Annotated in this window: 22 protein-coding genes; 12 read left to right on the forward strand and 10 right to left on the reverse strand. The window is 70.5% G+C overall.

Annotated features, from left to right (window positions below):
* Positions 1 to 73: 73 nt before the first annotated feature.
* Positions 74 to 1,381: an SGNH/GDSL hydrolase family protein gene (locus J5X86_RS29620; protein WP_208519764.1), complete on the reverse strand. Its 1,308-nt coding sequence runs from the start codon at positions 1,379 to 1,381 to the stop codon at positions 74 to 76.
* A gap of 277 nt (positions 1,382 to 1,658) precedes the next feature.
* On the opposite strand from J5X86_RS29620, the gene J5X86_RS29625 reads away from it, so the two are divergent.
* From J5X86_RS29625 to J5X86_RS29645, 5 genes are all read left to right on the forward strand, one after another.
* A complete protein-coding gene (locus J5X86_RS29625; RefSeq protein WP_208519765.1) occupies positions 1,659 to 2,981 on the forward strand; it encodes a DUF445 domain-containing protein in 1,323 nt (440 codons plus the stop codon).
* A 49-nt stretch (positions 2,982 to 3,030) separates the two neighbouring features.
* On the forward strand, positions 3,031 to 3,795 hold the full coding sequence (locus tag J5X86_RS29630) for a class E sortase (protein ID WP_208519766.1): 765 nt from the start codon (positions 3,031 to 3,033) through the stop codon (positions 3,793 to 3,795).
* A gap of 47 nt (positions 3,796 to 3,842) precedes the next feature.
* A complete protein-coding gene (locus J5X86_RS29635; RefSeq protein WP_371834534.1) occupies positions 3,843 to 4,163 on the forward strand; it encodes a DUF6412 domain-containing protein in 321 nt (106 codons plus the stop codon).
* A gap of 165 nt (positions 4,164 to 4,328) precedes the next feature.
* Positions 4,329 to 4,991, forward strand: coding sequence for a membrane protein insertase YidC (locus J5X86_RS29640; RefSeq protein ID WP_208519767.1), 663 nt, complete (start codon positions 4,329 to 4,331; stop codon positions 4,989 to 4,991).
* A gap of 172 nt (positions 4,992 to 5,163) precedes the next feature.
* Positions 5,164 to 6,030: a fumarylacetoacetate hydrolase family protein gene (locus J5X86_RS29645; protein ID WP_208519768.1), complete on the forward strand. Its 867-nt coding sequence runs from the start codon at positions 5,164 to 5,166 to the stop codon at positions 6,028 to 6,030.
* A gap of 51 nt (positions 6,031 to 6,081) precedes the next feature.
* Here J5X86_RS29645 and J5X86_RS29650 read toward each other — a convergent pair whose 3' ends face one another.
* On the reverse strand, positions 6,082 to 6,558 hold the full coding sequence (locus J5X86_RS29650; RefSeq protein ID WP_208519769.1) for a heme-degrading domain-containing protein: 477 nt from the start codon (positions 6,556 to 6,558) through the stop codon (positions 6,082 to 6,084).
* Positions 6,555 to 7,655, reverse strand: coding sequence for a Gfo/Idh/MocA family oxidoreductase (locus J5X86_RS29655; RefSeq protein ID WP_208519770.1), 1,101 nt, complete (start codon positions 7,653 to 7,655; stop codon positions 6,555 to 6,557). Before J5X86_RS29655 ends, J5X86_RS29650 begins: the two co-directional genes overlap by 4 nt.
* A gap of 68 nt (positions 7,656 to 7,723) precedes the next feature.
* Here J5X86_RS29655 and J5X86_RS29660 point away from each other — a divergent pair, with 68 nt between their 5' ends.
* Both J5X86_RS29660 and J5X86_RS29665 read left to right on the forward strand, forming a co-directional pair.
* Positions 7,724 to 8,875, forward strand: a complete 1,152-nt coding sequence (locus tag J5X86_RS29660; RefSeq protein ID WP_208519821.1) for an ROK family protein — start codon at positions 7,724 to 7,726, stop codon at positions 8,873 to 8,875.
* Positions 8,876 to 8,991: 116 nt separating this feature from the next.
* Positions 8,992 to 10,608 carry a hypothetical protein gene (locus J5X86_RS29665; protein WP_208519771.1) on the forward strand — a complete coding sequence of 539 codons (1,617 nt, stop codon included), beginning with the start codon at positions 8,992 to 8,994 and terminating at the stop codon, positions 10,606 to 10,608.
* A gap of 24 nt (positions 10,609 to 10,632) precedes the next feature.
* Here the strand turns inward: J5X86_RS29665 and J5X86_RS29670 are convergent, their stop codons facing one another.
* Entirely contained in the window at positions 10,633 to 10,821 is a 189-nt protein-coding gene (locus tag J5X86_RS29670) for an antitoxin (protein ID WP_078641677.1), read from the reverse strand.
* Between the two features lie 211 nt (positions 10,822 to 11,032).
* On the opposite strand from J5X86_RS29670, the gene J5X86_RS29675 reads away from it, so the two are divergent.
* The 4 genes from J5X86_RS29675 to J5X86_RS29690 all read left to right on the forward strand — a co-directional run bounded on the left by J5X86_RS29675 (position 11,033) and on the right by J5X86_RS29690 (position 15,192).
* On the forward strand, positions 11,033 to 11,815 hold the full coding sequence (locus tag J5X86_RS29675) for an HAD-IIA family hydrolase (RefSeq protein WP_014061019.1): 783 nt from the start codon (positions 11,033 to 11,035) through the stop codon (positions 11,813 to 11,815).
* A gap of 145 nt (positions 11,816 to 11,960) precedes the next feature.
* Entirely contained in the window at positions 11,961 to 12,536 is a 576-nt protein-coding gene (locus J5X86_RS29680) for a hypothetical protein (protein ID WP_208519772.1), read from the forward strand.
* A 5-nt stretch (positions 12,537 to 12,541) separates the two neighbouring features.
* Complete coding sequence (locus tag J5X86_RS29685) at positions 12,542 to 13,270, forward strand: class F sortase (RefSeq protein ID WP_208519773.1); 729 nt, start codon at positions 12,542 to 12,544, stop codon at positions 13,268 to 13,270.
* Between the two features lie 842 nt (positions 13,271 to 14,112).
* Complete coding sequence (locus tag J5X86_RS29690; RefSeq protein WP_208519774.1) at positions 14,113 to 15,192, forward strand: glycoside hydrolase family 6 protein; 1,080 nt, start codon at positions 14,113 to 14,115, stop codon at positions 15,190 to 15,192.
* A 34-nt stretch (positions 15,193 to 15,226) separates the two neighbouring features.
* On the opposite strand, the gene J5X86_RS29695 is transcribed toward J5X86_RS29690, so the two are convergent.
* The 3 genes from J5X86_RS29695 to J5X86_RS29705 form a co-directional block, all read right to left on the reverse strand.
* Entirely contained in the window at positions 15,227 to 17,176 is a 1,950-nt protein-coding gene (locus tag J5X86_RS29695) for a galactose oxidase-like domain-containing protein (RefSeq protein WP_208519775.1), read from the reverse strand.
* Between the two features lie 3 nt (positions 17,177 to 17,179).
* Complete coding sequence (locus J5X86_RS29700; RefSeq protein WP_208519776.1) at positions 17,180 to 19,012, reverse strand: glycosyltransferase family 2 protein; 1,833 nt, start codon at positions 19,010 to 19,012, stop codon at positions 17,180 to 17,182.
* Positions 19,013 to 19,340: 328 nt separating this feature from the next.
* Positions 19,341 to 20,021 carry a FadR/GntR family transcriptional regulator gene (locus J5X86_RS29705; protein WP_208519777.1) on the reverse strand — a complete coding sequence of 227 codons (681 nt, stop codon included), beginning with the start codon at positions 20,019 to 20,021 and terminating at the stop codon, positions 19,341 to 19,343.
* Positions 20,022 to 20,340: 319 nt separating this feature from the next.
* Here J5X86_RS29705 and J5X86_RS29710 point away from each other — a divergent pair, with 319 nt between their 5' ends.
* Entirely contained in the window at positions 20,341 to 20,931 is a 591-nt protein-coding gene (locus J5X86_RS29710; RefSeq protein WP_208519778.1) for a choice-of-anchor C family protein, read from the forward strand.
* 136 nt (positions 20,932 to 21,067) lie between these two features.
* On the opposite strand, the gene J5X86_RS29715 is transcribed toward J5X86_RS29710, so the two are convergent.
* Genes J5X86_RS29715 through J5X86_RS29725 form a run of 3 tightly spaced genes read right to left on the reverse strand, consistent with a single transcriptional unit; the run spans position 21,068 to position 24,594 of the window.
* Positions 21,068 to 21,844, reverse strand: a complete 777-nt coding sequence (locus J5X86_RS29715) for a hypothetical protein (protein WP_208519779.1) — start codon at positions 21,842 to 21,844, stop codon at positions 21,068 to 21,070.
* Positions 21,845 to 22,354 (reverse strand): hypothetical protein, encoded by a 510-nt coding sequence (locus J5X86_RS29720; RefSeq protein ID WP_208519780.1) that lies wholly within the window; start codon positions 22,352 to 22,354, stop codon positions 21,845 to 21,847.
* Positions 22,351 to 24,594 (reverse strand): glycoside hydrolase domain-containing protein, encoded by a 2,244-nt coding sequence (locus J5X86_RS29725; protein ID WP_208519781.1) that lies wholly within the window; start codon positions 24,592 to 24,594, stop codon positions 22,351 to 22,353. Before J5X86_RS29725 ends, J5X86_RS29720 begins: the two co-directional genes overlap by 4 nt.

Here is a 24,594-nt window from a genome sequence, read left to right on the forward strand (position 1 = left end):
TTACCGGGCCCGGAAGGACCCGAGGGCCCTCCAGGCTCCAGAGATCGGTGAGAAGCTCCGGCTGAGCTTCCGGCTAGAGCTCGGCCGCCGTGCGGCCCCGCAGGTGGTCCAGGTCCAGCGCCCGCGCCATCGCCCGGTAGCCGTCGTCGCTCGGGTGCAGATGGTCGCCCGAGTCGTACATCGGGCGCAGCCGCAGCGGGCTGATCGGGTCGCGCAGCGCCTTGTCGAAGTCCACGACCTCGTCGAAGACCCTCCCGGCGCGGATCCGCGCGTTGACCTGCTCGCGTACGGCGTCCAGCTGGGGTGTGTAGCCGCGGTGCCCGTAGAAGGGCGTCAGGGTGGCTCCGATGACCCGCAGGCCCCGGGCGTGGGCCTGTTCGGTCAGCCGCTTCAGGCCCCACACGATCCGGTTGGGGTCGGTCTCGTGGGGGATGCGCAGTATGTCGTTGACGCCCAGTTCGACGATCACGGCCTTGACGCCCGTACGGGACAGCACATCGCGGTCGAAGCGGGAGAGCCCGCTGGGGTTGTTGGGCGGGTACTGCGTGCCGTCGCTCAGCACGCGGTTGCCGCTGATGCCCTGGTTGAGCACGCCGAAGCGGGGCGCGCCGGGCTCGCTGCGCAGCCGTTCGGAGAGGAAGTCGGTCCACCGGTGGTTGGCTCCGGCGGTGGAGGTGATGCCGTCGGTGATCGAGTCGCCCAGCACCGCGACCGCGCCCTCGGCCTGCTTGGACCACACGTCCACGCCGGTCAGATAGCGCCAGTACGGGCTCTGCTGGGTGTAGGCGGCGCCCGCCGTGTCCTCCGTACGGTCGCCACGCGCCATGTACGACGTCTGGCGGGCGTGCGGATGGTAGGTGACCGAGCCGGACGCCTGCGGGGTGTAGGTGGTGACCAGCAGATCGGCCGAGTCCGGGACGGCGAGCCGCACCGGGTCGCTGGTGATGGCCTTACCGGGCGGGATCGTCACCCAGGTGCGGTTGTTGAAGGCGAGGCGGCGCATGGTGCCGGTCGCCGCGGTGGGGTTGCTGGGGGCGGCGGCCAGCGCCAGCGAGGCATGCGTGATCGTCAGCGGACGGCTGCTGTAGAAGTTGGAGAGCTGGATGCGGGTGCTGGTGCCGCCGATGGTGGTGTGCACCACGTTCCGTATCGACATGCCCGACAGGCCGCGCAGCGTCCTCGGCTCGGCGGCCGCGGCCGAGGTGGACCAGGTGCCCACCCAGGATCCGGCCGAGGCCGGGTCGGCCGAGCCGCGGGCCCCCTGCGCACGGGAGTCCGTACCGCCCTTGTCGCCACTGAGCCCGATGAATATCGCGGTGGAGACGAGGATCACCACAGCCGCCAGCGCAGCGAGCACGGCATACCCCGTGCGTCTGGGCATTGGGGGCATGCTCATGAGCGGGTTGTCTCCTCGGGCGGACGGAGCCCGAGGCTCCGGAAGTGGACGGGAACGGCGGGTGGTATCCGGCAGCGCCGATGCGGTCCGGTCGGTGACTCATGATCCCATGGTGGGACCCGGCTCCGCCTGTCGGCCTGCCCCCAATGTGCTGGGTCGCTCCCCCAGACAGACGACGGGAACTCACCGTTCGTTCCACCCATGGGCGACTGAGACCGGAAAGAGACAATGCACGAGGGGACGGGTCGACCGGGTGGAGCGTATGGAGCGAAGAACGACTGGTGAGACGGCGGCCCCGCCGCCCCGGGGCGCGGCTGTGCCCTTTGTCACGGACAGCCCCCTGGACGTGGAACGGCGGCGCGGAGTGCGCCGGATGAAGGCGCTCGCCACCGGCATGCTGCTCGGCGTCGCACTGGTGTACGTGCTCGCCACCTGGGCGCGCTCCTCCGGTATCGACGGCTGGCCCGGCTATGTCGCCGCGGCCGCCGAGGCGGGCATGGTGGGCGCCCTGGCCGACTGGTTCGCGGTCACCGCGCTCTTCCGGCGGCCCATGGGGCTGCCGATTCCCCATACGGCGATCATCCCCACCAAGAAGGACCAGCTCGGGGCCAGCCTCGGGGAGTTCGTCGGGGAGAACTTCCTCTCCGGCGACGTCGTACGGATGCGGCTGCGCGCGGTCGGCATCGGCAGCCGGCTCGGCACCTGGCTCGTCCAGCCCGAGCATGCCGAGCGGGTGACGGCCGAGCTGGCGACCGCGCTGCGCGGCGCGCTCACGGTGCTGCGCGACTCCGATGTGCAGGCGGTGGTGGGCGAGGCGATCACCCGCCGGGCGGACGCCCAGGAGGTCGCGCCGGGCCTGGGCAAGCTGCTGGAGCGAGTTGTCGCGGAGGGCGGTCACCGCCGCGCCGTGGACCTGGTGTGCCTGCGCGCCCACGACTGGCTGGTGGAGCACAACGAATCGGTGATGCAGGCCGTGACCGGCGGCGCCCCCGGCTGGACGCCGCGGTTCGTGGACCGCAAGGTCGGTGACCGCGTCTACAAGGAACTGCTGCGCTTCGTCACCGAGATGCGCGATATGCCCGCCCACCCGGCGCGCGGCGCCCTCGACCGCTTCCTCACCGACTTCGCCGGGGATCTGCAGTCCGACACCGACACCCGGGCCCGGGTGGAGCGGGTGAAGAGCGAGGTGCTGGGGCGCGGCGACGTCCAGGACATCATCGCCACGGCCTGGGCCTCGGTGCGGGCGATGATCGTCACGGCGGCCGAGGACGAGCGCAGCGAGCTGCGGCAGCGGGCGCGGGCGGCGATTCTGTCGCTGGGCAGGCGGATGGTGACGGACCAGCGGCTGCGGGACAAGGTCGACGGCTGGCTGGAGGACGCCGCCGTCTATGTGGTGACGACGTATCGGGACGAGATCACCTCGCTGATCACCGAGACGGTGGCGGGCTGGGACGCGGAGCACACCTCGCGGAAGATCGAGGCCCATATCGGCCGGGATCTGCAGTTCATCCGGATCAACGGCACGGTGGTGGGTGCCCTGGCCGGGCTGGTGATCTATACGGTCTCGCGGGCGATGGGCGGATAGCCGCGCCCTGTCTCTGGCAGGTGCGCGCGGCCTGGCCTATGGTGCGCGCGTGCGACGTCGTCGAGGGCGGGCCGTGCTCGCCCGGGGGCTGTGGACGGCCGGTGAACTCGCCGTCACCCTCGGGCTCGTGGTGCTGCTCCTGGTCGTCCACCAACTCTGGTGGACCAACCGGCAGGCGAGGGCGGGCGCACGGCACGAGGTGGGCGTACTGGAGCGGCAGTGGCACGACGGGGCCGCCGAGTCCGCGACACCGGCGCCGGGGGCGACACGATCCTCCGATTCCCCTCATGGGGACGGACGCGACCGTGACCGGGCGACCGGGGGCGGGGGCCAGGGTCCGCGCCGGGACCAGGCGTACGCCGTGCTCCGGATCCCGCGCATCGGCCTTACGGTGCCCATCGCCGAGGGCATCAGCCGGGCGGCGGTGCTCAACAAGGGGTACGTGGGCCACTATCCGCGGACCGCCCAGCCGGGCCAGGCGGGCAATGTCGCCCTCGCGGGCCACCGCAACACCCACGGCGAGCCCTTCCGGCAGCTCGACGAGGTGCGCCCGGGCGACACGGTGCGCATCGACACCGCCGACGCCCGCTACACGTACACGGTCGAGCGCACCCTGCCGCGCACCTCGCCCGCCGACGGCACGGTGGTCGCCCGGGTGCCGTACAGCTCCACCCATCCCCGCTACCGCTACACCGAACCGGGCTACTACCTCACGCTGACGACCTGCACCCCCGAATTCACCTCCCGCTACCGCCTGGTGGTCTGGGCCCGGCTGCGGGCCGCCGCCCCACGGCCTGTCAGCGGGGGCCACTAGACTGGCGGAGCCAGGAGGGGAGACCGGCCGGGAGAGGGGGTGTGACGGTGTCGCGACGACTCGAAGCGCTGCGCATGCAGCTCGGCGTCTGCCTGTTTCTGCTGACCGGGGTTCTGCTGGCGCAGAGCGGGGCCGTCAGCGCCGTCGCCCTCGCCGCCACCGTCGCGGCCACGGCCGCCGTCGCCACGGCGCTGCTGACCTGCGCGATCCTCGCCTCCCGCGGCCGAATACCCGCCCCCGCCGGGCGGATTCGCACCGCGATACGGGACCGCGAGCGCCGTACGGCGTTCCTGCCCCAGCGGGATCCCGATGCCTCAGGACGCCCGAGGCCGCGAGCGCCGGGACGTCGTCTCCCGACGGCCGCGTAGGCGCACCCATTTCGCTGTACGGCGGACCCCCGGCCTCTCCGGCGTTTGAGGAGCGGGGGCCGGGGCGGAGCCCCGGAAGCTCCAGTATTCGTACCGCCGCGCCACGCGGCTCGTCACGCCGATGTCTTCCTCACTCCGGCACGACGAGACCCGCGGAGGGCTCCCATGTCCCTTTTCTCTTCCCTCGGCACCCTGCTGACCACCATGGCGGGCGGCCTCGACCCGCTCTTCGGCGCGTCCGCGGCGGCGGCCGCCATCGTCCTGTTCACGCTGTGCGTCCGCGCCGCGCTGCATCCCCTCGCCCGTGCCGCGGTGCGCGGTGAGAAGGCGCGGGCCGCGCTCGCGCCGAAGCTCACGGAGCTGAGCCGCAAGCACAAGGGCGACCCCGAGCGGCTGCGGCGCGCCATGGCGGAGCTGCAGGCGAAGGAGGGCGCGTCACCGCTGGCGGGCTGTCTTCCGGCGCTCGCCCAGCTTCCGGTCTTCTTCGTCATGTACCACGTGTTCTCCACCGGCAGCGGCGCCGGAGACCTCCTCGACCACACCCTCGCCGGGGCCCCGCTCGGCGCCCGGTGGGGCGGGGCGCTCAGCGGTGCGCCGGGTCTGGTCTACCTCGGGCTGTTCGCACTGATCGCGGCCGTGGCGACCTGGACGTATCTCCGCGCCCGTAGGACGACCGTCCCCGGGGCGCCCGGAGTGGCCCGGGCGCTGCCGCTGCTGTCGTTCGGGACCCTCGTCACCGCCGCCGTGGTCCCGCTGGCGGCGGCGCTGTACCTGGCGACCAGCACCACCTGGACGGCCGTGGAACGGGCCCTGCTGCACCGCGGATGACGGCACCCAATAACGGGGCCCACGACGGGGCCCACGACGGCACCCGCCGGAGTCACGAGTGAAACCGCTGTCCCAGTCCGTGAATGAGGTCTTGCGGGCCGGACGCCCCTGAAGGGAGGATCGATCAGCCGGTAGGCGCCTCGCACCGGCCTGTGACCTCGGGAGTCTTGGGATGAAACTGCTGCGAGTCGGACCGGCGGGCGCGGAACGCCCCGCGCTGCTCGATCAGAACGGCACCTTGCGCGATCTGTCCGCCCTGGTCCCGGACATCGACGGCGCTCTCCTCGCCGACGAGGTCGCTCTCGCGCGGCTGCGCGCGGCAGCGGCCGCCGAGGGCGACGACGCGCTGCCCGTGATCGAGGACGGCGGGGTGCGGATCGGCCCGCCGCTCGGCCGTATCGGCAAGATCGTGTGTATCGGGCTGAACTACCACGACCACGCCGCCGAGACCGGCGCCACCGCCCCCGAAGAGCCCATCATCTTCATGAAGGCCCCGGACACGGTCGTCGGTCCCGATGACACGGTCCTCGTCCCGCGCGGCAGCGTGAAGACCGACTGGGAGGTCGAACTCGCCGTCGTCATCGGCCGCACCGCCCGCTACCTCGACTCCGACGAGGCCGCCCTCGCCTCGGTCGCGGGCTATGCGATCGCCCACGACGTCTCCGAGCGCGCCTTCCAGATCGAGCGCGGCGGCCAGTGGGACAAGGGCAAGAACTGCGAGACGTTCAACCCCCTGGGCCCCTGGCTGGTGACCGCCGACGAGATCCCCGACCCGCAGGCCCTGGGCCTGCGTCTCTGGGTCAACGGCGAGGTCAAGCAGGACGGCACCACCGCGGACCAGATCTTCCGCGTGGCCCATGTGGTCCGCTACCTCAGCCAGTTCATGACCCTCTACCCCGGCGATGTCATCAACACCGGCACCCCGGCGGGCGTGGCCATGGGCCGCCCCGAGCCCAAGCCGTACCTCCGCTCCGGCGATGTCGTCGAGCTCGAGATCGACGGACTGGGACGCCAGCGGCAGGAGTTCAAGGACGCGTAGCCGGACGCCGGGCGGGCGGCCCTGTCGGGGCCGCCCCTCCGCACGGCCGCCTCAGGCCGTCGTCGGCAGATAGCGCTCCAGCGCCTCCACCACCAGCGCGTGGTCCTCGGCCTGCGGCAGCCCCGAGACGGCGACCGCGCCGATGACGCCGGTGCCCGTCACATGGAGGGGGAAGGCGCCGCCGTGCGCGGCGTACCGGTCGGGGTCGAGGCGGGAGGACTCCTCGAAACTGGCGCCCTTGGCGCGGAAGCGGGCGCCGACGAGGAACGAGCTCGCCCCGTAGCGCTCCACGACCCGGCACTTGCGCTCCAGCCAGGCGTCGTTGTCGGGGGAGGTGCCCGGCAGGGCGCGGTGGAAGAGGCGCTGACCGGCCCGGTGGATGCCGATCGTGACGGCGGCGCCGCGCTCCTGGGCCAGGTCGGCGATGAGGCAGCCCAGGCGCCAGGCGTCGTCGTTGTCGAAGCGGGGCAGGCGCAGCCGGCGCTCCTGCTCCTCGATGCGGGATATCAGCTCGGCGTGCTCGCTCATGCGGGGACCTCGATCCGGACGGTACGGCGCTCCGCGGCCGACAGCCGGGCCGCCTCCAGCACATGCAGGGCGGCCGCGGCCTCGGCGGCGGTGACCGGGGGCGGGGTGCCGTCGCGGAGGGCGGCGGCGACGGCGGCGTAGTACGCGGGGTAGTCGCCCGCAAGAGTCGGCACCGGGACCCCGCCGCCGGTCAGCGGGGACTCTCCGGCGCCCAGCCGGCCCCATTCGCTCTCCGGCTCGGTGCCCCATTCGGCGGACGGGTCGCCGGGGCGCAGCCCCTCGCGCAGGGCGGCCTCCTGCGGGTCGAGGCCGTACTTCACATAGCCCGAGCCGCTGCCCAGCACCCGGAAGCGCGGGCCGAGCTGGGCGGTGATCGCGCTCATCCACAGATGGGAGCGGACGCCGCTGGTGTGGGTGAGGGCGATGAAGGTGTCGTCGTCGGTCTGCGCCCCGGGGCGGCGCACATCGACCTCGGCGTAGACGGAGTCGACGGGGCCGAAGAGGGTGAGCGCCTGGTCGACCAGGTGGCTGCCCAGGTCGTACAGCAGCCCGCCGACCTCGGCCGGGTCGCCGGACTCCCGCCAGCCGCCCTTGAGCTGCGGCCGCCACCGCTCGAAGCGGGACTCGAAGCGCTGCACGTCGCCGAGCGCGCCCTCGGCGAGCAGCTTGCGGAGGGTGAGGAAGTCGTTGTCCCAGCGGCGGTTCTGGAAGACGCTCAGCAGCAGCCCGCGGGCCTCGGCGAGCGCGGCCAGTTCCTCGGCCTGGGCGGCGGTCGCGGCCAGCGGCTTGTCCACGACGACCGGCAGCCCCGCCTCGAGGGCGGTGCGGGCGAGCGGGACATGGGTGCGGTTCGGGGAGGCGATGACGATCAGGTCCAGCTCATCCGCCCGGCCCCACAGCTCATCGGCGGAGTCCGCGAGCCGGACATCGGGGAACTCGGCGCGTGCCTGCCGCTGCCGCTCCGGGCTGGAGGTGACGATGGTGTCCAGGACCAGTCCCTCGGTGGCCGCGATCAAGGGGGCGTGGAAGACGGATCCGGCCAGGCCGTAGCCGATCAGTCCCACGCGGACGGTACTGCTGTCATCCATGGCATCCATGAGGGCCACTTTGACAACAGTGTTGCTAAAGCGCAAGCGATGGCCACAATGGAGGAGTGAACAGCACCATGTCGGGGGCGGCCGGGCCCGGAGCCAATCTGACCGCCCTGCGCAGCCATAACGCCGCGCTCGTCCTGCGTCTGCTGCGGGACGCGGGCGAGGACGGCGTCAGCCGACCGGAGCTGGCCGGCCACACCGGGCTCACCCCCCAGGCCGTCAGCAAGATCACGGCGCGGCTGAGGACGGAGGGACTGGCGGTGGAGGCCGGGCAGCGCGCCTCGACCGGCGGCAAACCGCCCGCCGTGCTCCGCCTGGTCCCGGGCGCCCGCCATGCGATCGGGCTGCAGCTCGACCGCGATGAGCTGACGGCCGTCCTCGTCGACCTCGCGGGCACACCGGTCGCCGCCCGCACCGCGCCCTTCGACTTCGGCGCGCGGGCGGAGGAGGCGCTCGCGGCGGCCACCGCCGAGGTCAGGGCGCTCCTCGCGGACGCCGGGACCGGCCTTACGGAGACCGGCACGGAGACTGGTGGCGCGACCGGCGGCGCGGCGGGCGGCGGGCTGGGCGGTGGGCTGCTCGGCGTCGGCGTCGCCGCGCCAGGACCGCTCGACCACGGCTCGGGCGTGCTGCACCGCGTCACCGGCTTTCCTCAGTGGGACGGCTTCCCGCTGCGCGACGCGCTCGCCGAGCGGCTCGCCCTGCCCGTCGTCCTCGACAAGGACACCAACGCCGCGGCGCTCGGCCTGGTGACCACCGGGACCGCCGCGTCGGCCGCGTACCTCCATCTGGGCACGGGTCTGGGCGCCGGTCTGATGCTCGGCGGGGACGTGTACCGGGGGGCGCGGACCGACGCGGGCGAGTTCGGGCATCAGGTGATCCAGCTCGACGGGCCGCTCTGCGAATGCGGCAATCGCGGCTGCCTGGAGGCGCTGTGCCTCGCCGCCGTCGCACGCGACGACCATACGGACGCGGCGCGGCTGCTCGGCGTCGGCGCGGCCAACCTCGTACGGCTCCTCGACATCGACCGGGTGCTGCTGGGCGGCCGGGTGGTGCTGGCCGACCCCGAGCCCTACGTTCGCGGTGTGGCCACGATGATCGCTGCGGACTCCGCCCGCGCCAGCCGCCTCCCCGTGCCCGTGGATGTCGTCCAGCGGGGCGGGCGGGCCGTGGTCGAGGGCGCCGCCCGGCTCGTGCTCGCACCGCTGTTCGCACTGGGCTGATCGAGGGGGATCCTGACCGCCAGTCGGGGGCAATCCGCGCCTGGTGCGGTGTGTCGGCGTGCGGACGCGGAATGTAGCGCAGTGCTCGGGGAAACCCCGCACAGCAGAGGTCACTCATGCGCTTGCCCACCGCACTGTCCCTACGAGCTGTCCTTCCGGCGGCCGCGCTCGCGTTCGCCCCCGCCCTCTATGGAATCCCGGTGTACGCCGCCGAGGCCGAGTCCGCCGCCTGCGGGGGCCGGAACGCCTCCGACTTCCCGATCGAGGCCCATCTGCGCGATGGGCCGGATCAGTACGCCCGGGGCGGCGGCTGGCGCGGCTGGCACCTCGAACTGCGCAACGCCACGGACACCGGCTGCCGTGCCATCCACCCCATCGCCGTTCTGATCGACCAGGCCCGTGAACTGCGGCCCCGCCATATTGGTTTCGAGTTCCTGGACCCGTCCGCGGAGGGCGGCGCCACCTGGCGAGCCGTCTCCTTCCAGACGACGGACGAGGACGAGAACATCGGGGTCTTCGACAACAGCCATTTCAAGGGTTTCACCGTGCCCGCGCACAAGACCGTCGACGTCCAGGTGCGTACGCGTTTCACCGAGGACGCGCCCGAGGGGCCGGTGACGGCCAACGCCATCGCCGTACAGCGGCGCGCGGACGACGGCGACTGGGTGGGACAGTCGAACGACTACGAATTCCGCATCGGCCCGGCGGCGACGGGGGCGGGTTCGGGCACGGGCACGGGTGCGGGTGCCGGTACGGAGGCCGGGACGGGCACGGAGGCCCAGGCGGGTACCGGAACGCGGACGAGGGCGGCTACGGGCGCCGTCAGGGACAGGGAGACGGATGCCGGTGTCGGCGCCGGAGCCGCTACCCACGGAGCTACCGAGACAAAGCCCGCGCCGCAGCCGACCACCCGCTCCAAGAGCCCCACGGCCGCTCCGACGCGAACGCCCGAGAAGACCCGGCCCTCCGCCCCCGCCGCGCCGAGCCGGACGCCGAGCTCCGGCGCAAGCCATGAGGAGAGCCATCCGGCCGTAGTGCCGCCCCGTGCCGACAGCGACGCTGATGCCGACGCGGAGGCGGAGGCGGACGCGGACGCCGACGTCGGCGCGGAGGCCGACGTCGACACCGATCCCAGTGCCGAAACGGACACGGAGACCGGAGCGGATGCCGATGCCGATGCGGATACGGGTACTGATGTCGACACCGACATGGACACCGACACGGACGCGGACCTCGGCGAGGACGCGAGCGCGGACGCCGACACAGGTACCGACACCGATATGGGCGCCGACACCGAGGCAGGTACGGACACCGGGACGGACGCCGACGCCGAGGTCGGTACCGGTACCGACCTCGACGAGGGCCTCGACGCGGACAGCGACCTCGGTACGGGCACCGACCTGGGCACCGACACCGAGCTAGGCACGGAGACCGACGACCCCAGCGCCGAATCCGACCTGGGCACCGAAACGGACCCCGGCGCTGAAACGGACCCGGCTACCGACCCCGGAGCCGAAACCGAACCCGGACGTGAGTCCCAAGCCGACCCCAGCACCGGCACCGGCGCCGACGGACGTCACGAGCAGGACGGCGGCCACGAGCGCGAGCGGATGCCCGAACTCGCCGCGACGGGCCGTCACACCGCCCTGCTCGCGGGGCTCGGCGTCATCAGCGCCGCGCTCGTGACCTGTGGCACCGTCCTCGTGGTGAGGTCCCGGCGCTCGGGGACCTGAAGCCCCGACGTCCCCGATTTCGAGCTACTGGCCCCGGGGCCCCTCGCCCCGGCGGCGCAGCTCGTCGTCGATCTTGTCCGAGCCGGACTGGATCTGCTCCGAGTGCTTGCCGCCCGTCTTCTTGTCAGCGGCCTCGGCCCCCTTGCGAGTGCCCTTCCGAGCCTTGTCGGGGTTCTTGCTGATCGCGCCCTTGAGCTTGTCCATCATGCCCATCGCGGCCTCCTTACGGTCCGGCTCGTTCCAGGGAGGGGCGGAATCCGCCCCTCCCTCAGGATCAGACACCTGTGCGGATCTGTCGCGCTGGGACGGGGCGCGAACGGACGGCGAACGCATTGTGCTCCCGGACACGGGGCGGTCTCCCCAGGACTTTCCCCGGTTAGGCTGAGGTCGTCGCCAAAGGTCGATTCCGAGCGGAGAGCAACCAGTGGCAGAGCGCAAGCCGATCGAGTCATGGCTCACCGACATGGACGGTGTCCTGATGCACGAGGGCATACCGGTGCCAGGTGCCGATGCCTTCGTCAAGCGGCTGCGCGAGTCCGGCACGCCATTCCTGGTGCTCACCAACAACTCCATCTACACCCCGCGCGACCTCCATGCCCGGCTGTCCCGGATCGGGCTGGACGTCCCGGTGGCCAACATCTGGACGTCGGCGCTGGCCAGCGCCCAGTTCCTGGACGAGCAGCGCCCCGGCGGCACCGCGTATGTGATCGGGGAGGCGGGGCTGACCACCGCGCTGCACGACATCGGCTACGTCCTTACGGATGTCGAGCCGGACTATGTGGTGCTCGGCGAGACCCGTACGTACAGCTTCGAGGCGCTCACCAAGGCCATCCGGCTGATCAACGACGGTGCGCGGTTCATCGCCACCAACCCCGATGAGATCGGCCCCTCCGCGGAGGGTGCGCTGCCCGCCACCGGCTCCGTGGCCGCGCTGATCACCAAGGCCACCGGCCAGAAGCCGTACTTCGTCGGCAAGCCCAATCCGCTGATGATGCGCTCCGGGCTGAACGCGATCGGTGCCCACTCCGAGACCAGCGCGATGATCGGCGACCGGATGGACACCGATGTCCGGGCCGGGCTCGAGGCCGGTATGGAGACCTTCCTGGTGCTCACCGGGGTGACCAAGGCGGCAGAGGTGGACCGGTATCCGTACCGCCCGTCCACGGTCGTCGACTCCATCGCGGATCTCGTGGAACGCATCGCCTGACCCGCCGGGGCCCTGCCTGACCCGCCGGTGGCCCCTGCCTGACCCTCCGGGTGCCCCCTGTGCCCCGGATGGCGCAGTAGGCGCCCGCAGCGGATGCGGGCCCCTGCCGGGCGCGTGAGCCTCTTGGTATCGGGAGGTTCTCACCATGCGCATCGTCGCACTCACTCTCTGTACCGCAGCATGCGCCGCCGTCGCGGCGGTGACGGCCGCTGCTCCGGCCCTCGCCGACCAGCGCCACTCCGCCACCACCACGATCCGGATCAGTCCGCATGCCCTCGCCCCCGGCGCCGAGGTAGAGGTCTGGGCCTTCGGCTGCCCTGAACGGGAGGCCACGGCCTCGTCACCGGTGTTCGTGGACGACGCGGAGCTGACCCCCGAGGGGGGCGCGCTCTTCAGCGAGGCGACGATCCGCTCGACCGCGACCAAGGGGGCGCACCGGGTCACCGTGGACTGCGCGGACGGCCTCGCTCGCGAGGACCGTGAGGGCCGTGAGGACGGTAAGGGCGGCATGGGCGGGGTCTCCCTCGCCGTGGAACGCCCGCCCTCGCCCGTCGCCCCCGTCCGCGCGGGCGGAGGCGGCACGGCGCCCGACGAGACCCGAGCACGCGATGACATCGGCGGTGCGGAGGCGTACGGCCTGGTGCTCTCGGGCGGTACGGCCCTGGCCGTCGGCGGCCTCGCGGTCCACCGCCGCCGCCATCCCTCCGGTACGGCGGGCTGATCGCCATGGACATGGACACCGAGATGGACGGGAACGTGGACGGGAATCGCTTCTCCGGCCTCGGACGGCTGGCCACCGGGGTGGCCTGGGTGGTGCTGCTGCTCGGCCTGTGGATGTGGGGCCGGGACACCACGGAGGGAACGGGCGGTCCGGCGCCGATGACCGGGGACGTGGCCGCGGTCGGCCGCCCGCCCGCCCATCCGCTGCCCCCGGCGCACGCGCCGCTGGCGTCCGCCCGGCCGAAGCGGGTCGTCATCGAGGCGGCGGGGGTCCGCGCCCCCATCGTGGCCAGCGGCCTCGACCGCGACGGAGCCGTGAAGCCCCCGTCCGTCAGCCGCCCCGGCACGGTCGGCTGGTACCGCGCCGGCCCCGAGCCCGGCTCCCCGGGCGCCGCGCTGCTGGTCGGCCACCTGGACACGAAGAGCAGACCGGCGGTCTTCCACGGGCTGAGCGACCTCAAGCGGGGGGAGCGGGTGCGGGTCGCGCGATCGGACGGTACGACGGCGGAGTTCACGGTCGAGGACGTCGAGGTGGTGCCGGAGAAGCACTTCGATGCGCGACGGGTGTACGGGTCACGGTCCCATGACCGTGCGGAGCTGCGGCTGATCACCTGCGGAGGGAAGTTCAACCGCTCGACGCGCACGTATACGGCGAACGTCGTCGTCTCGGCCTACCTGACCGGCACGACGGGCTCCGCCCACAATGTGTCGGCCGGGAGCCGCAATGCGCACTAGGCGGTGCGGTCGCCTGCGGCGGGCAAATCCCCCACCCCACCCCTCCCCGAAACCAGAGGGCTGCGCCCCCTGCACCCCCTCGGGGCTCCGCCCCGAACCCCACCCGGGGCTGCGCCCCGAACCCCACCCGGGGCTGCGCCCCGAACCCCACCCGGGGCTGCGCCCCCGCCCCCCGCTTGGGGCTGCGCCCCCTGCCCCCTGCTCCCGCCCGGGGCTGGGTCCTGGACCTTGCTCGGGGCTCCGCCCCCTGCTCCCGGCTCGGGGCTGGGTCCTGGACCTTGCTCGGGGCTGCGCCCCTGCTCCCGGCTCGGGGCTGGGTCCTGGACCCTGTTCGGGGCTGCGCCCCTGCTCCCGGCTCGGGGCTGGGTCCTGGACCCTGTTCGGGGCTCCGCCCCCTGCTCCCGGCTCGGGGCTGGGTCCTGGACCCTGTTCGGGGCTGCGCCCCTGCCCCCGGCTCGGGGCTGGGCCCCGAACCCCTGCTCGGGGCTGCGCCCCTGCCCCCCTGGGGGCTCCGCCCCTGCCCCCGCTGGGGGCTGGGCCCCAGACCCTGCTCGGGGCTCCGCGTCCCGCATCCCCGCTCGGGACTGCGTCCCGGAGCCCGTTCGGGGCTGGGCCCCGCACGCCTGCTCGGGGCTGGGCCCCGCACGCCTGCTCGGGGCTGGGCCCCGGACCCCTGCTCGGGGCTGCGCCCCTCCCGCGGGGTGGCGTACGGGCGAAAAACCGGGTGGGTTGTGGATGAGGCCGCGGTGGTTCGGGGCGGTGTGTAAGGATTGATTCGACCGGTCTTGTCCCGCCGGGGGATCACCGTCTGTTCCCCGGAGCGTGCACCCAAGGGGGAGTGGATGTACGGCAGTTACACCGGCCGTTCGCGTCACGTTGCCCGTACCATCCGCATCCGCACTCGCACTCGCGCGCTCTCCGCCGCCGGGGCGCTGTTGTCGTGTGTGGTGCTCTCCGGGTGCTTTGGGGCCTCGAAGGGTGACAGCGATCATGCCTCCCTCGCCGGGCAGGCGAAGCAGCGGCCCAAGTCCACGATTCCCTACTGGGTGAATCCGGATGGCAGCGCGGCGCGGCAGGTGGCGGCGTATCGGAAGAAGGGGGCGGACGGCGAGGCCAGGCTGATACAGAAGATCGCGGAGCAGCCCGTCGCGGAGTGGCTCGGGGTGGACGATCCGGAGGGGCAGGCGCGGGGGTTCACCGCGGCCGCGGATCAGGTGAACCGGGACGCGCTGCTGGTCTTCTACAACATCCCGCACCGCGACTGCGGGCAGTACTCCAAGGGTGGCGCCGCCGACGGCAACGCCTATCGCACCTGGCTGGACAAGGCGGTCCGGGGGATCGGCGACCGGCGGGCGACGGTCGTCCTGGAGCCCGACGCGCTGCCGCACGTGGTGGACGGCTGTACGCCCAAGCAGTTCCACGAGGAGCGGTACGACTTACTGACCGGCGCTGTGGACAAGCTCAAGGGGCTGCCGCGCACCAAGGTCTATCTGGACGCCGGAAACCCCCACTGGATCAAGGACCCGCGCCGGATGGTCGAGCCGCTGAAGCGGGCCGGTATCCGTAAGGCCGACGGCTTCGCGCTGAACACCTCCAACTACCAGACGACCCAGGAGAACAGGGCGTACGGCAAGAGGCTGTCCGCGCTGACCGGCGGCAAGCCCTTCGTGATCGACACCAGCCGTAACGGCAATGGCCCGGCCCCCGGTAAGGACGACCCGCAGGCGTGGTGCAATCCGAAGGGCCGGGCGCTGGGCGAGCGGCCGACCACCGACACCGGGGACAAGCTGGTCGACGCCTATCTGTGGATCAAGCGTCCGGGCGAGTCGGACGGCACCTGCAAGGGCGGTCCCACCGCGGGTCGGTGGTGGCCCCGGTACGCGCTCGATCTCGCCCGTAACGCCAACCGTAAGGACAGCTAGGACAGCTAGGTCGGTTAGGACAGCCGGGCGGCTGTTACTTCTTCGTGGGCGCGGGCACCTTTACCCACACCGCCTTCGACGGTGTGCCCTGGTCGTCCACCGCGTTGAGCATGTACCACCCCGGCGGCACCAGTGACGCGTCCTTCGGCAGCGTCACCGTCACGCCGTCCTTCGTTCGCGTGAAGTCGAGCGCGATCGACCGCTGCTCGACATTGGTCACATGGGTGAAGGACCCGGGCCGGATCAGCCGCATCTTGGTGATCGCCGATGCGTGCGCGGTCCGGTAGGTGGTCTTCGCACCCGGCTTGACCGTCCTGGGTGCGGTGTCGGTGAGCTTCGGACGGGAGTCGCGGAAGAGATACGGCGGGGTGTAGAGGTCGATCTGCTGCTGGAACTCACCCGGTTTGGTGTTGGCCTTGTCGCCGAAGAGCGAGTCCGATCCGAAGGTCATGACCCGGCCGTCCGGCAGGAGCAGCGCCCCCGAGTGGTAGTTGCGGCCCACCAGCGGGTCGGCCACCGAGCGTGCGGTGTTGGTCTTCGGGGTGTAGAGCTCGGCCTTGAGCACATTGGTGTCGCTGCGGCCCCGGTAGTCGCCCGAGCCGTTGGTGGTCAGGACGGTGTCATCGGGCAGGATCACACTGCTCGGATAGCGCGCCTTCGCATACAGCTCCGGACCGTTTTTGAAGCGCGGCTTATCGGCACGCAGATCGACGATCCGGGTCTTCGCCGTGGACTTGGCGTCCTCGCCGACCCCGCCCCCGCCCAGCACCATGTACCGCTGGTCCTGTGCGGGCGGCAGCAGCACGGACATCGAGGTCTCCAGGGCGTCCGGGTCGCTGATGCCCGGGACCACGTCGAACCGATTGCTCTTCAGATCCCAGATGCCGGGGGTGCGGCCCTTGTCGTCCGGGCCGTATCCGGCATTCGAGCCGGTGTAGAAGATCCGGCCCTTGCCGGTCAGGAACAGTGCGGGATACGTCGGGAAGAAGCGCTGCTTGGGCAGGTACTTCCACTTCTTGGTCTTGGGGTCGTAGATCTCGTTCTTCCCCGGGACCACCTGGCCGATCTCGTCCAGCCCGGAGACCGCGAGCACCTTGCCGTCCTGGAGGCCGGTCAGGGTCGGGTACCAGCGGGCCTCGTTCATCGGATTGACCGGGATGTACCGCTCGGCCACCGGGTCGAACTCATACGCCTGCTTGATGCCCTGGAAGTCCTTCTTGTCGAACGACAGCTTCTGCGCGATGCCGTAGAAGTTCTGCCGGTCCTTGCCCTTCAGCCCGGCGATCCGGTAATTGTCCTCGGTGCCGGTCTGGTGCTTTCTGCCCTTGCGCAGCGCCTCCACATAGACCCGCGCGGTGCTCGCGCTGACCGTGACCTTCTTGGTCTTCTTGTTCGTTTTCTTCGTCGCGCGCGGAACGAGAAGCGGGTCCTTGGACACGAAGGTCTTGCCGTTCTCCTTCCCCGTGAAGCGGGTTCCGGCGGGGAAGGTCTTCGGCTTGTCGGGGCTCTCGTTGTGGACGAACATCAGTCCGCCCGCCTTCTCGACATCGCCCTTGAGCTTCTCGTAGCGCTGGGTGCCGCCCGCCACCAGCAGCTTTCCGTCCGGGAGCTGGGAGTGCCCGGAGCAGAAGAGGTCCTTGGGGGTCGGAATGTTGGTGAAGGTGTTCTTCTCCGGGTCCCACAGGACGCTGCGGAAGGATTTGGCGTCGAAGTTCTTGGCGTTGTTCCCGGAGCCGGCCACCAGCAGCACCTTGCCCGTATGCAGCAGGGCGGCGTGGATCGTATTGATCCGGTATTGCTCGGGGACATCGACCACATCCCAGTGGCCGTTCTCCGCCTTGTACTCCGGTTGGTTGATTTTGTACGCGTGGTACTTGTCCGAGCTGAAACGGTAGAGAGCCGGGCCGTTCATCCCGGCCAGCACGGTGATTGCCGCCGCACCGATCCCGAAGCGACGGGTGCGGCGACTCGGTCGGTACTTCACTTCTTATCGTCCCCCAAGTGCGGGCTGCGGGTTCCGTTTCTCCTGGCGGACGGTCCACCGCCAGGCGATGATCGGCGCGGCTGTGACAGCCAGGGCAATTGATGCCCAAACGGTCATCGCTGGATGACTGTGGCCGAAGTAGAAGGAAGAGGCGAGCGACCCGCCGAAGACCGCCAGGAAGAAAAGATGGGTCCGGAAGGTGCCGAAGAGGGTGTCGGGGCTCGCGGAGTCGCCCTTCGGTGTCACCACGAAGCGGCTCTTGCGGCGCAGCACGGTGTCGAGCAGCGAGCGGGCGTAAATGGGCGCGGCCAGCGCCGACATCACCATTCCGGCTACGCCGCCGGACCCCTCCGGTTCATGGGGCGAAACGTTGTGCCGCCGGTTCCAGACGTAGAGGCCGATCTGCAGGGCGGAGGCATTGCCGTAGAGCATCATCCAGATGGCGGGGTCGATCTCGATGCCGGAGGCGCCGAAGCCCAGGAACAGCGCGCAGCTCAGCGCGGCCAGGATCCAGTTGAGCGCCGACATCGGATAGAAGATCACCAGCAGGGAGTAGTTGAAGAGCCTGCCGGGCGGCAGCGAGAACGGCGCCTTCCAGAACTGCTTGACGATCGTCTCGTAGGTCCCGCGTGACCAGCGCAGCTGCTGGGTGAAGAAGTCCGTCCAGGCGTTCGGCCCCTCGCCGACCGCCAGTACGTCGGGGGTGTAGACCGACCCCCAGGCGCGGCCGGTGGCCGGATTGCGGTGGCGGTGCAGCTCGAATCCGGTGGCCATGTCCTCGGTGATCGAGTCGTACAGCCCGCCGATCCCCTTGACGGCACTGATCCGCACCGCGTTGTTGGTGCCCACGAACATCGGCGCCCGATAGGCGTTCCCGGCCCGCTGGATCAGTGCGTGGAAGAGGAACTGCTGGCTCTCGGCGGCCTTGGTGACGGCCGCGTCGTAGTTGCCGTAGACCTGCGGGCCGACGACGAAGGCGATGTCCGGATCGCGGAAGTAGCCGAGCATCCGCTCCAGATAGTTGGGCAGCGGCACATGGTCGGTGTCGACGGAGGCGAAGAAGTCGTACTCCTCGCCGTGGGCGTCCAGCCAGGCGTTGTAGTTACCGTGTTTGGTCCTGGCGCGGTGCGGTCCCTTGGGCTGGTTCCACTTCTCGACGCCCTTACGGGTGAAGTGGTAGACGTTCAGCCGCCGGCAGACCTCCTTGACCTCCGGATCGTCCCCCTCGTCCAGCAGCCAGACATGCAGCACCCCGCGGTGCCGGACGCGGATCGCGGCCTCCAGGGTCTTGCGCACCATCTCCAGCGGTTCCTTGCCGGGGACATAGGTGGTGATGAAGGCGACCTTGGTGCCGGTCTCGGGCACGACGGGGACGGGGTCGCGGGCGACGAGCGTCGCATGTGCGTTGGACGCGACGTTCATCGTCCGGAATAACTCGATCAGCCCTATCGAGACCAGCATCACCATGTCCATGACCGCCAGGACCGGGCTGGTGCCCTCCCGGCTGGTCCAGTGCGCGGGCTGCATCAGCCAGATCAGCAGCCCCAGCGAGACCAGCGGCGCGGCGCCGAGCAGCAGCGCCGCGCGGATCCGGTGCGGCTCCTCGGCGAGCAGGCTGTGGTAGCGCACCCGGTACGGCGTGCCGGGCTCGGGCTGGGTCAGCGGTCCGGCGAGCCTGCTGTAGTGCTCGTAGTCGTACTTCGGCAGCGGCCGCCGCCGGGGCCGGTGCCGGTCCGGCGCGGTCTGGTGCTGCCGCGGGATGCGCAGGCGCGTGGTGCTGGACGAGTCGTACCCGCCGTACGACGGATGGCGGGCGCCAGTCGGCGTCGACGTCATGAGTTATCCCCCCGCACGCATGACTGAATGCGTGCCGTCACGTTCTGTCGGCCCCCCGGCCCCCCTTCGGCCGCAGGGGAACGATAGTGGAGGCAGCCGACCTTACGGACATGGAATGGCTACCTTCCGGATGTTTGCGCGGTAAACGAATTCGTTTGATCCGTATCCCCCAGGGCGTGCCTCAACTGCTCGCTGGTCAGGCGGAGTTGATGCGAATGCGCCTCACTGCAGGGTGTCGAACAGACGCCGATGATCGCAAGTGTGAACGGTCTGTTTATCGGACAAATATGGGCAAGGGGTGGACCCCGACTCCCGGCTTGAAATCGGCCTACTCGCGATGCGCCGAACGCAGTCGGATGCGGATGTTCCCGAAGTGGTCGCGGATCGCGCCCTCGGCCCGCAGGGCGTCCCCCGAGCGCACCGATTCCAGGATCTCCCGGTGCTGCTTGCAGGTGACCCTCGGATCCGTGGGCACGTCCACGAGATCGGTGCGCACCCGGTGGAAGGCGTCCCAGAACGCCTCCAGCACCTCGCTCAGCAGCGTGTTGTCCAGGCTCCCGTAGAGCGCGGCGTGAAACGCCCGGTCCGTCTCGGCCCGCACCGAGCCCTCCGCCGCCTCCGCCTCCATCCGCCGTACGACCGCGTCCAGCTCGGCGAGATCCGCCTCCGGGATGCGCCCGGCCAGCCGCGCGATCAGTCCGGTCTCGACGGCCTCGCGCAGCTCCAGCAGCTCCAGCAGGCTGTCCTCGCCCCGGTAGTGCCCGGCGACGGTACGGAAGATCAACCCCTCGATCATCGGCGCCATCGACATGGGCCCGACGTACGTCCCGAAGCCGTGCCGGATCTCCACGAGCCCCATCGCCTGCAGCGCCTTGAGCGCCTCGCGCACGGAGTTGCGGCTGACGCCCAGCAGCTCCATCAGCTCGGTCTCGGTGGGCAGCGGAGCGCCCGAGCGGAGCCGCTGGTCGATGATCAGCCGCTTGATGCGTTCCTGGATGTCGTTCGTCATCCCCCGCGAAACCCCCCGCGCACGGGAATGCGAATGCGAATTCGAGTGTGCCGCCACCGCCACCTCCGATCCGAACAGCTTAGCGGCGGCGGCGCGAGCAGGTCAGATGTGCAGCGATGAAGGCGGCCCGGGCTGCCACGCGGCCACCCCGCTCCCCGAGGGGCGGCAGGCGTGATCGACCGGCGCACCAGCCGCACCTGACTCGGTCCGCACCACCGTGCGCCGGGGGTGGGGCTCTGGCGTGTGTCCCTCTGGTGCGGAAGATTCTGCCGCGCAAGCAATTCGGTGCATTGCCGAATGTGTCGCACTGGAGGGGAACATGTCGCCTATTCGCATTTTTGTCGCGTCACTCGCCGTCGCCGGCGTGCTGGCCGGCACCGGGGCCGGTGCCGCGTCGGCCGCCGCCGTCAGCCGTTTCGACGACGGCAGCTTCGAGACGCCCGCGGTGGGGGCCAACACGTTCGGGACCGTGGCGGCCGGGGGGACCATCGGGCCGTGGAAGGTCACATCCGGAAACGTGGACCATATCGGGGACGGCTTCTGGCAGGCGGCCGAGGGGGGCCAGTCCGTGGACCTCAACGGTACGGGCGCCGGCACGGTGGCGCAGACCTTCACGACGGTGCCGGGGAAGCGGTACACGGTGACGTACTCCCTGGCCGGCAACCCGGCGGGCGGTCCCACCGTGAAGACCGGAGCGGTGCTGGTCGACGGGCAGAACTTCCGGAACTTCACCTTCGACATCACCGGCAAGTCCTTCGGGAACATGGGCTATGTGACCCAGGAGGTGACCTTCGTGGCGCGTGGGACCTCCACGACGCTGGCGTTCGCCAGCACGAACAACTCCGCCTACGGGCCGGTCATCGACGACGTGATGGTCCGGGACTGCACGCCCTGTCCCTCCTGCGGCTGATCGCGAAAGGGAGCCCCCGGCGCCCCACGCGCCGGGGGCTCCCCGTTCTCCATGCACAGGCATCTTGTCGGCGCGCACCTTGTCAGCGCGCGCCGACCAGGCCCGCCCCTCGTGGACGCGCCCCGCGGTCCGCCGCTCAGGCGGCCGCGCGCTGGCGGTGCGCCAAGGACGCCGCGGCCTTACGGCGCCCCGGCGCGAGGACGTCGACGGGGGCGCCCGCACCGCTGCCGGGCGTCTCCCGCCAGCGGTTCAGCCTGGCCACGACCTCGGCCAGCCGCCGATCGCCGGGTTTGACGGCGAGGTAGAAGAGCGACTCGTCCGGCTTCCGGTCGTCCCCGCCCCAGCGGACCACGCCGTCGAGCTCGGCGAGGATGTCGCGGATCACGACCTCCTGCTGGGGGAAGAAGCCGCCCTTGACGCCCCGCGGGTAATGGCCGGGGCGGATCCGGACCGCCGTACCGGACGCCTGGTTGCCCTCCGGCAGCCCCTTGCGGACCGCGCCGGGGCGGCGCCAGCCCACCACATCGCCCTTGCGCAGCTCGTCGATCTCGTAGTGGAACCGCCGGATCACATGGACCAGCACGGCCTCCGGTGCGCCGATGTGGACGGTGACGCCCTCCAGCGGGGTGCCGGGCACCGGACGGGACCAGATGGTTCCGCCGCCGTCGGTGACCTTCTCCATCTCCCAGCCGTTCGGGCTCGGTCTGCCCGTCAGCACCCGGGCCTGGTTCGCCTGGAAGCGGCGGTATGCCTTCCGGATCTCCTCGCCGGTGGGCGTCTTGGAGTGCGAGGACGCGGCGTACGCGGGCGTCGCCAGCAGGGCCGAACCAGGGAGCGAGGCCAGGGCCGCCGCGCCGGCCAGCGCACCGGAGCGGATGAGGAGCTGCCTACGGGATGGGTCGAACACGCTCATTCATCGTCCCCTCGTGACGGTAGGGCTGGTGGACCGGTCCTGGTCGCGGGCCACTACGGATACCGCGCCCGTGGCGATGGCCAGGATGAAGGCGATGGCCAAGGATGGGTTGATGTATCCGGGGACCGCGGCGTCGTAACTTCCGCCCTCGTCGAGATGGCAGGTGAAGCGAAGGGGAAGGTAGTGCGCTTCATAACGGTCGACCTGAGCCGCCTTCGCCGCCCCGCCCGCCCGGGAGCACTCCTCGCGCATGTTGTCGTTCTCCATGAACATCACGTGGAGTGCGCCCCAGATGTACAGGGCGATGGTCGCGCAGACGGACAGCAGGGCGATTCCGCCGAGCCAGTCGGCCCGTGTCTTCCGGCGGCCGGTGCGCTTGGAGACGCCGGAGCCGAGTATGCCGATCAGGGTGAAGATGACGATGACCCCGATCAGGCAGATGAAAAGCAGCAGGATCGAGTTGTGCCCGCCCGCCGAATCGGCCGCCAGTAGGGAAGGTTCTTCGCTCACCGCATCATCCTGTTGTACTTCTCGAAGATGTAGTAGAGGGGCATGCGCTTCCTGGCATCGGTGAAGGCAGGCTCCTCATATCCCTGGTAACGGCGCAGCACCTCGTAGATCTCGGACTCCTTGTAGTCCACCGAGGGGCGGCGGATCCCGGTTTCCTGCTCCGCGGTGGTGCCGCCGGGCTTGCCGTCGGCTCCCCAGATATGCGCGTGGCCGACGGAGGTGAGGGCGAAGTCGTTGTCCGTACGGAGCTTGTCCCACACCGAGAAGATGTCGGAGTCCTTGTCCGGGTCCTTCGGGGTGCCGGTCACCAGACCGCTTCTGATGGAGTTGTTCCAGCAGAGAACGCCCGCCCGGCCGAACATCTGGCCCACTCCGGTGCTGCTGTCCCGGAACGCGTCCACCTTGGGGAAGTCCTTGGCCCAGTCCGGCACATAGCCGTTGTGGTAGAGCCACACCCCCGCGTCCTTGACCAGGTCCTCGTTGCCGTAGTGCCGGAACTCCCAGAACGCCGTCGTCTGGATGAGCGCCTTGCGCATGCCGTAGGCCCGTGCCGTATTGGTCACGGCGACATCCCTGGCGATGATGGTCTCCAGGCACTGGCCGGTGGTGTAGATCTTGCCGTCGTCCTCGGCGAAGCCGATGGATTGCATATACGACCGGACGTCGGCCAGCAGCCCCGGGTAATAGGACTGGTCGAAGAGGCTGTCCGGCATCGACGCCACCGGCGGGTTGAAGGACCCCTGCCCGGTGTCCAGGCCGGAGGCGATGTTGTTGTCGATGTTGATCGAGCCGTCGCCGGAGCCGATGGTCTTGGTGACGATCTGGTCGAAGGCCCAGTTGGGCGGCAGCGGATAGCCGTAGTTCCCGGAGAAGCCGCTGGACATGTCGGAGACGAAGCTCGCCGTGGCATGGCCCGCCTCGGAGGCCCGGATGCACACATTGCGCGGTCCGTAGACCCCGATCTTGTACCGGTTCCCGGCGATGGCCATGCCGTCCACGATGCCCTTGAAATGCGGCAGGACATTGTCGGTGACTTCGTAGTCGTACGCGTCGAAGTCCACGGCGAAGTAGATCCGGGTGCCGTCCTTGAAGCCGTGGTCATCAGCCGCGTTCGCCGCCGCGATGGCCGCCGCGTTGCCGGCGGCGTAGTTGAAGCCCGAGGCGTCGCGGCCGAAGGTCTGGTAGATGGGGAAGCATCTGAGCCCGTTGTCGGCGAGGGTCTGGAGCTCGCCGATCTGGATGGCCTTCTCGGGGAGATCGGTGGTGCTGGGGTTGGTGAGATAGCGGCCGATGTACTTGTACCCGGCGGCCTTCAGGGTGTTGGCACGGGCCTGGGTGATCTTGGTGACGCCGTCGCATGCCTGGCCCTGGCGGTCCTGGTCGCCGTAGGAGACCAGAAGCGACGCCCACGTGGAGTAGTCGCCCTTGCCGTTGACCGGCAGCTTGGCGAAGCTCTGGAAGCCGTTCACCGCCGTCAGGAGCGCCGATCCGAACGAGGAGCTGAACGGCACATTGGGCCGCTGGTTCAGGATCATCGCCCCGGAGAAAAGCTGCACCCACTTGCTGGTCTCGCCCGAGGAGACGGGGTGCTGCTTCAGCCCGGACTGGGTGCCGGGGCCGAAGTTCCCGTTGGCCACCCCGTCGGCCATGCCGAGCTCGTACTGCACGGCCAGCAGCATGGACTTGGCGACGGTCCGTGAGTGGTGTCCGTCGCAGGGGATGACGAAGTAGTCCTGGCGCTTGATGTAGTTGGCGTTGAGATGCTGCTGCACCGTGCGGATATCGGCGCCGCCGTCACCGGTGACGATATAGGCGTCCATGGTGAGCAGCCCCTTGAAGACCTTGGGGGCGAGGCTGCCCGCCTCGAAGACGCCCGCCACCCCCATGTCGGTCATCAGCTCGGTGATCGAGCCGGCCACCGTGGAGCTGAACACCCCGTCGATTCCGCCGCCGTTGTACCCCTTGCAGTACAGCCCCGACTGCACGATCTTCGTGAACTTGGTCGAGGGCGTCGTACTGGCGTTGAGCTTGGGGTACTTCGACTGCAGCGTGCTCAGGGTGGTGGGGCCGAAGCTGTCGGAGAGGCTGGTGATGCCCAGTTCGTACTGGAGCGCCCGGGTGAGCGCGTACATCACGGTCCAGCTTGTCTTCCCGTCGACCTCGAGTGCCGGAATGCCGAGCTTCCCGGCGTACGTCTCGTTGATGAACTGCTGCGCCCGCATGACCATGGCGTCGGCCAT

It is taken from the genome of Streptomyces sp. NEAU-YJ-81, assembly GCF_017592595.1.
GTDB classification, from domain to species: domain Bacteria; phylum Actinomycetota; class Actinomycetes; order Streptomycetales; family Streptomycetaceae; genus Streptomyces; species Streptomyces hygroscopicus_B.

Coding starts and splice junctions, on each gene's coding strand:
- J5X86_RS29620 (WP_208519764.1), bottom strand. CDS start 1,381: ATGCCCAGACGCACGGGGTATGCCGTGCTCGCTGCGCTGGCGGCTGTG.
- J5X86_RS29625 (WP_208519765.1), top strand. CDS start 1,659: ATGGAGCGAAGAACGACTGGTGAGACGGCGGCCCCGCCGCCCCGGGGC.
- J5X86_RS29640 (WP_208519767.1), top strand. CDS start 4,329: ATGTCCCTTTTCTCTTCCCTCGGCACCCTGCTGACCACCATGGCGGGC.
- J5X86_RS29645 (WP_208519768.1), top strand. CDS start 5,164: ATGAAACTGCTGCGAGTCGGACCGGCGGGCGCGGAACGCCCCGCGCTG.
- J5X86_RS29650 (WP_208519769.1), bottom strand. CDS start 6,558: ATGAGCGAGCACGCCGAGCTGATATCCCGCATCGAGGAGCAGGAGCGC.
- J5X86_RS29655 (WP_208519770.1), bottom strand. CDS start 7,655: ATGGATGCCATGGATGACAGCAGTACCGTCCGCGTGGGACTGATCGGC.
- J5X86_RS29660 (WP_208519821.1), top strand. CDS start 7,724: ATGTCGGGGGCGGCCGGGCCCGGAGCCAATCTGACCGCCCTGCGCAGC.
- J5X86_RS29665 (WP_208519771.1), top strand. CDS start 8,992: ATGCGCTTGCCCACCGCACTGTCCCTACGAGCTGTCCTTCCGGCGGCC.
- J5X86_RS29670 (WP_078641677.1), bottom strand. CDS start 10,821: ATGGGCATGATGGACAAGCTCAAGGGCGCGATCAGCAAGAACCCCGAC.
- J5X86_RS29680 (WP_208519772.1), top strand. CDS start 11,961: ATGCGCATCGTCGCACTCACTCTCTGTACCGCAGCATGCGCCGCCGTC.
- J5X86_RS29685 (WP_208519773.1), top strand. CDS start 12,542: ATGGACATGGACACCGAGATGGACGGGAACGTGGACGGGAATCGCTTC.
- J5X86_RS29690 (WP_208519774.1), top strand. CDS start 14,113: ATGTACGGCAGTTACACCGGCCGTTCGCGTCACGTTGCCCGTACCATC.
- J5X86_RS29700 (WP_208519776.1), bottom strand. CDS start 19,012: ATGACGTCGACGCCGACTGGCGCCCGCCATCCGTCGTACGGCGGGTAC.
- J5X86_RS29705 (WP_208519777.1), bottom strand. CDS start 20,021: ATGACGAACGACATCCAGGAACGCATCAAGCGGCTGATCATCGACCAG.
- J5X86_RS29710 (WP_208519778.1), top strand. CDS start 20,341: ATGTCGCCTATTCGCATTTTTGTCGCGTCACTCGCCGTCGCCGGCGTG.
- J5X86_RS29715 (WP_208519779.1), bottom strand. CDS start 21,844: ATGAGCGTGTTCGACCCATCCCGTAGGCAGCTCCTCATCCGCTCCGGT.
- J5X86_RS29725 (WP_208519781.1), bottom strand. CDS start 24,594: ATGGCCGACGCCATGGTCATGCGGGCGCAGCAGTTCATCAACGAGACG.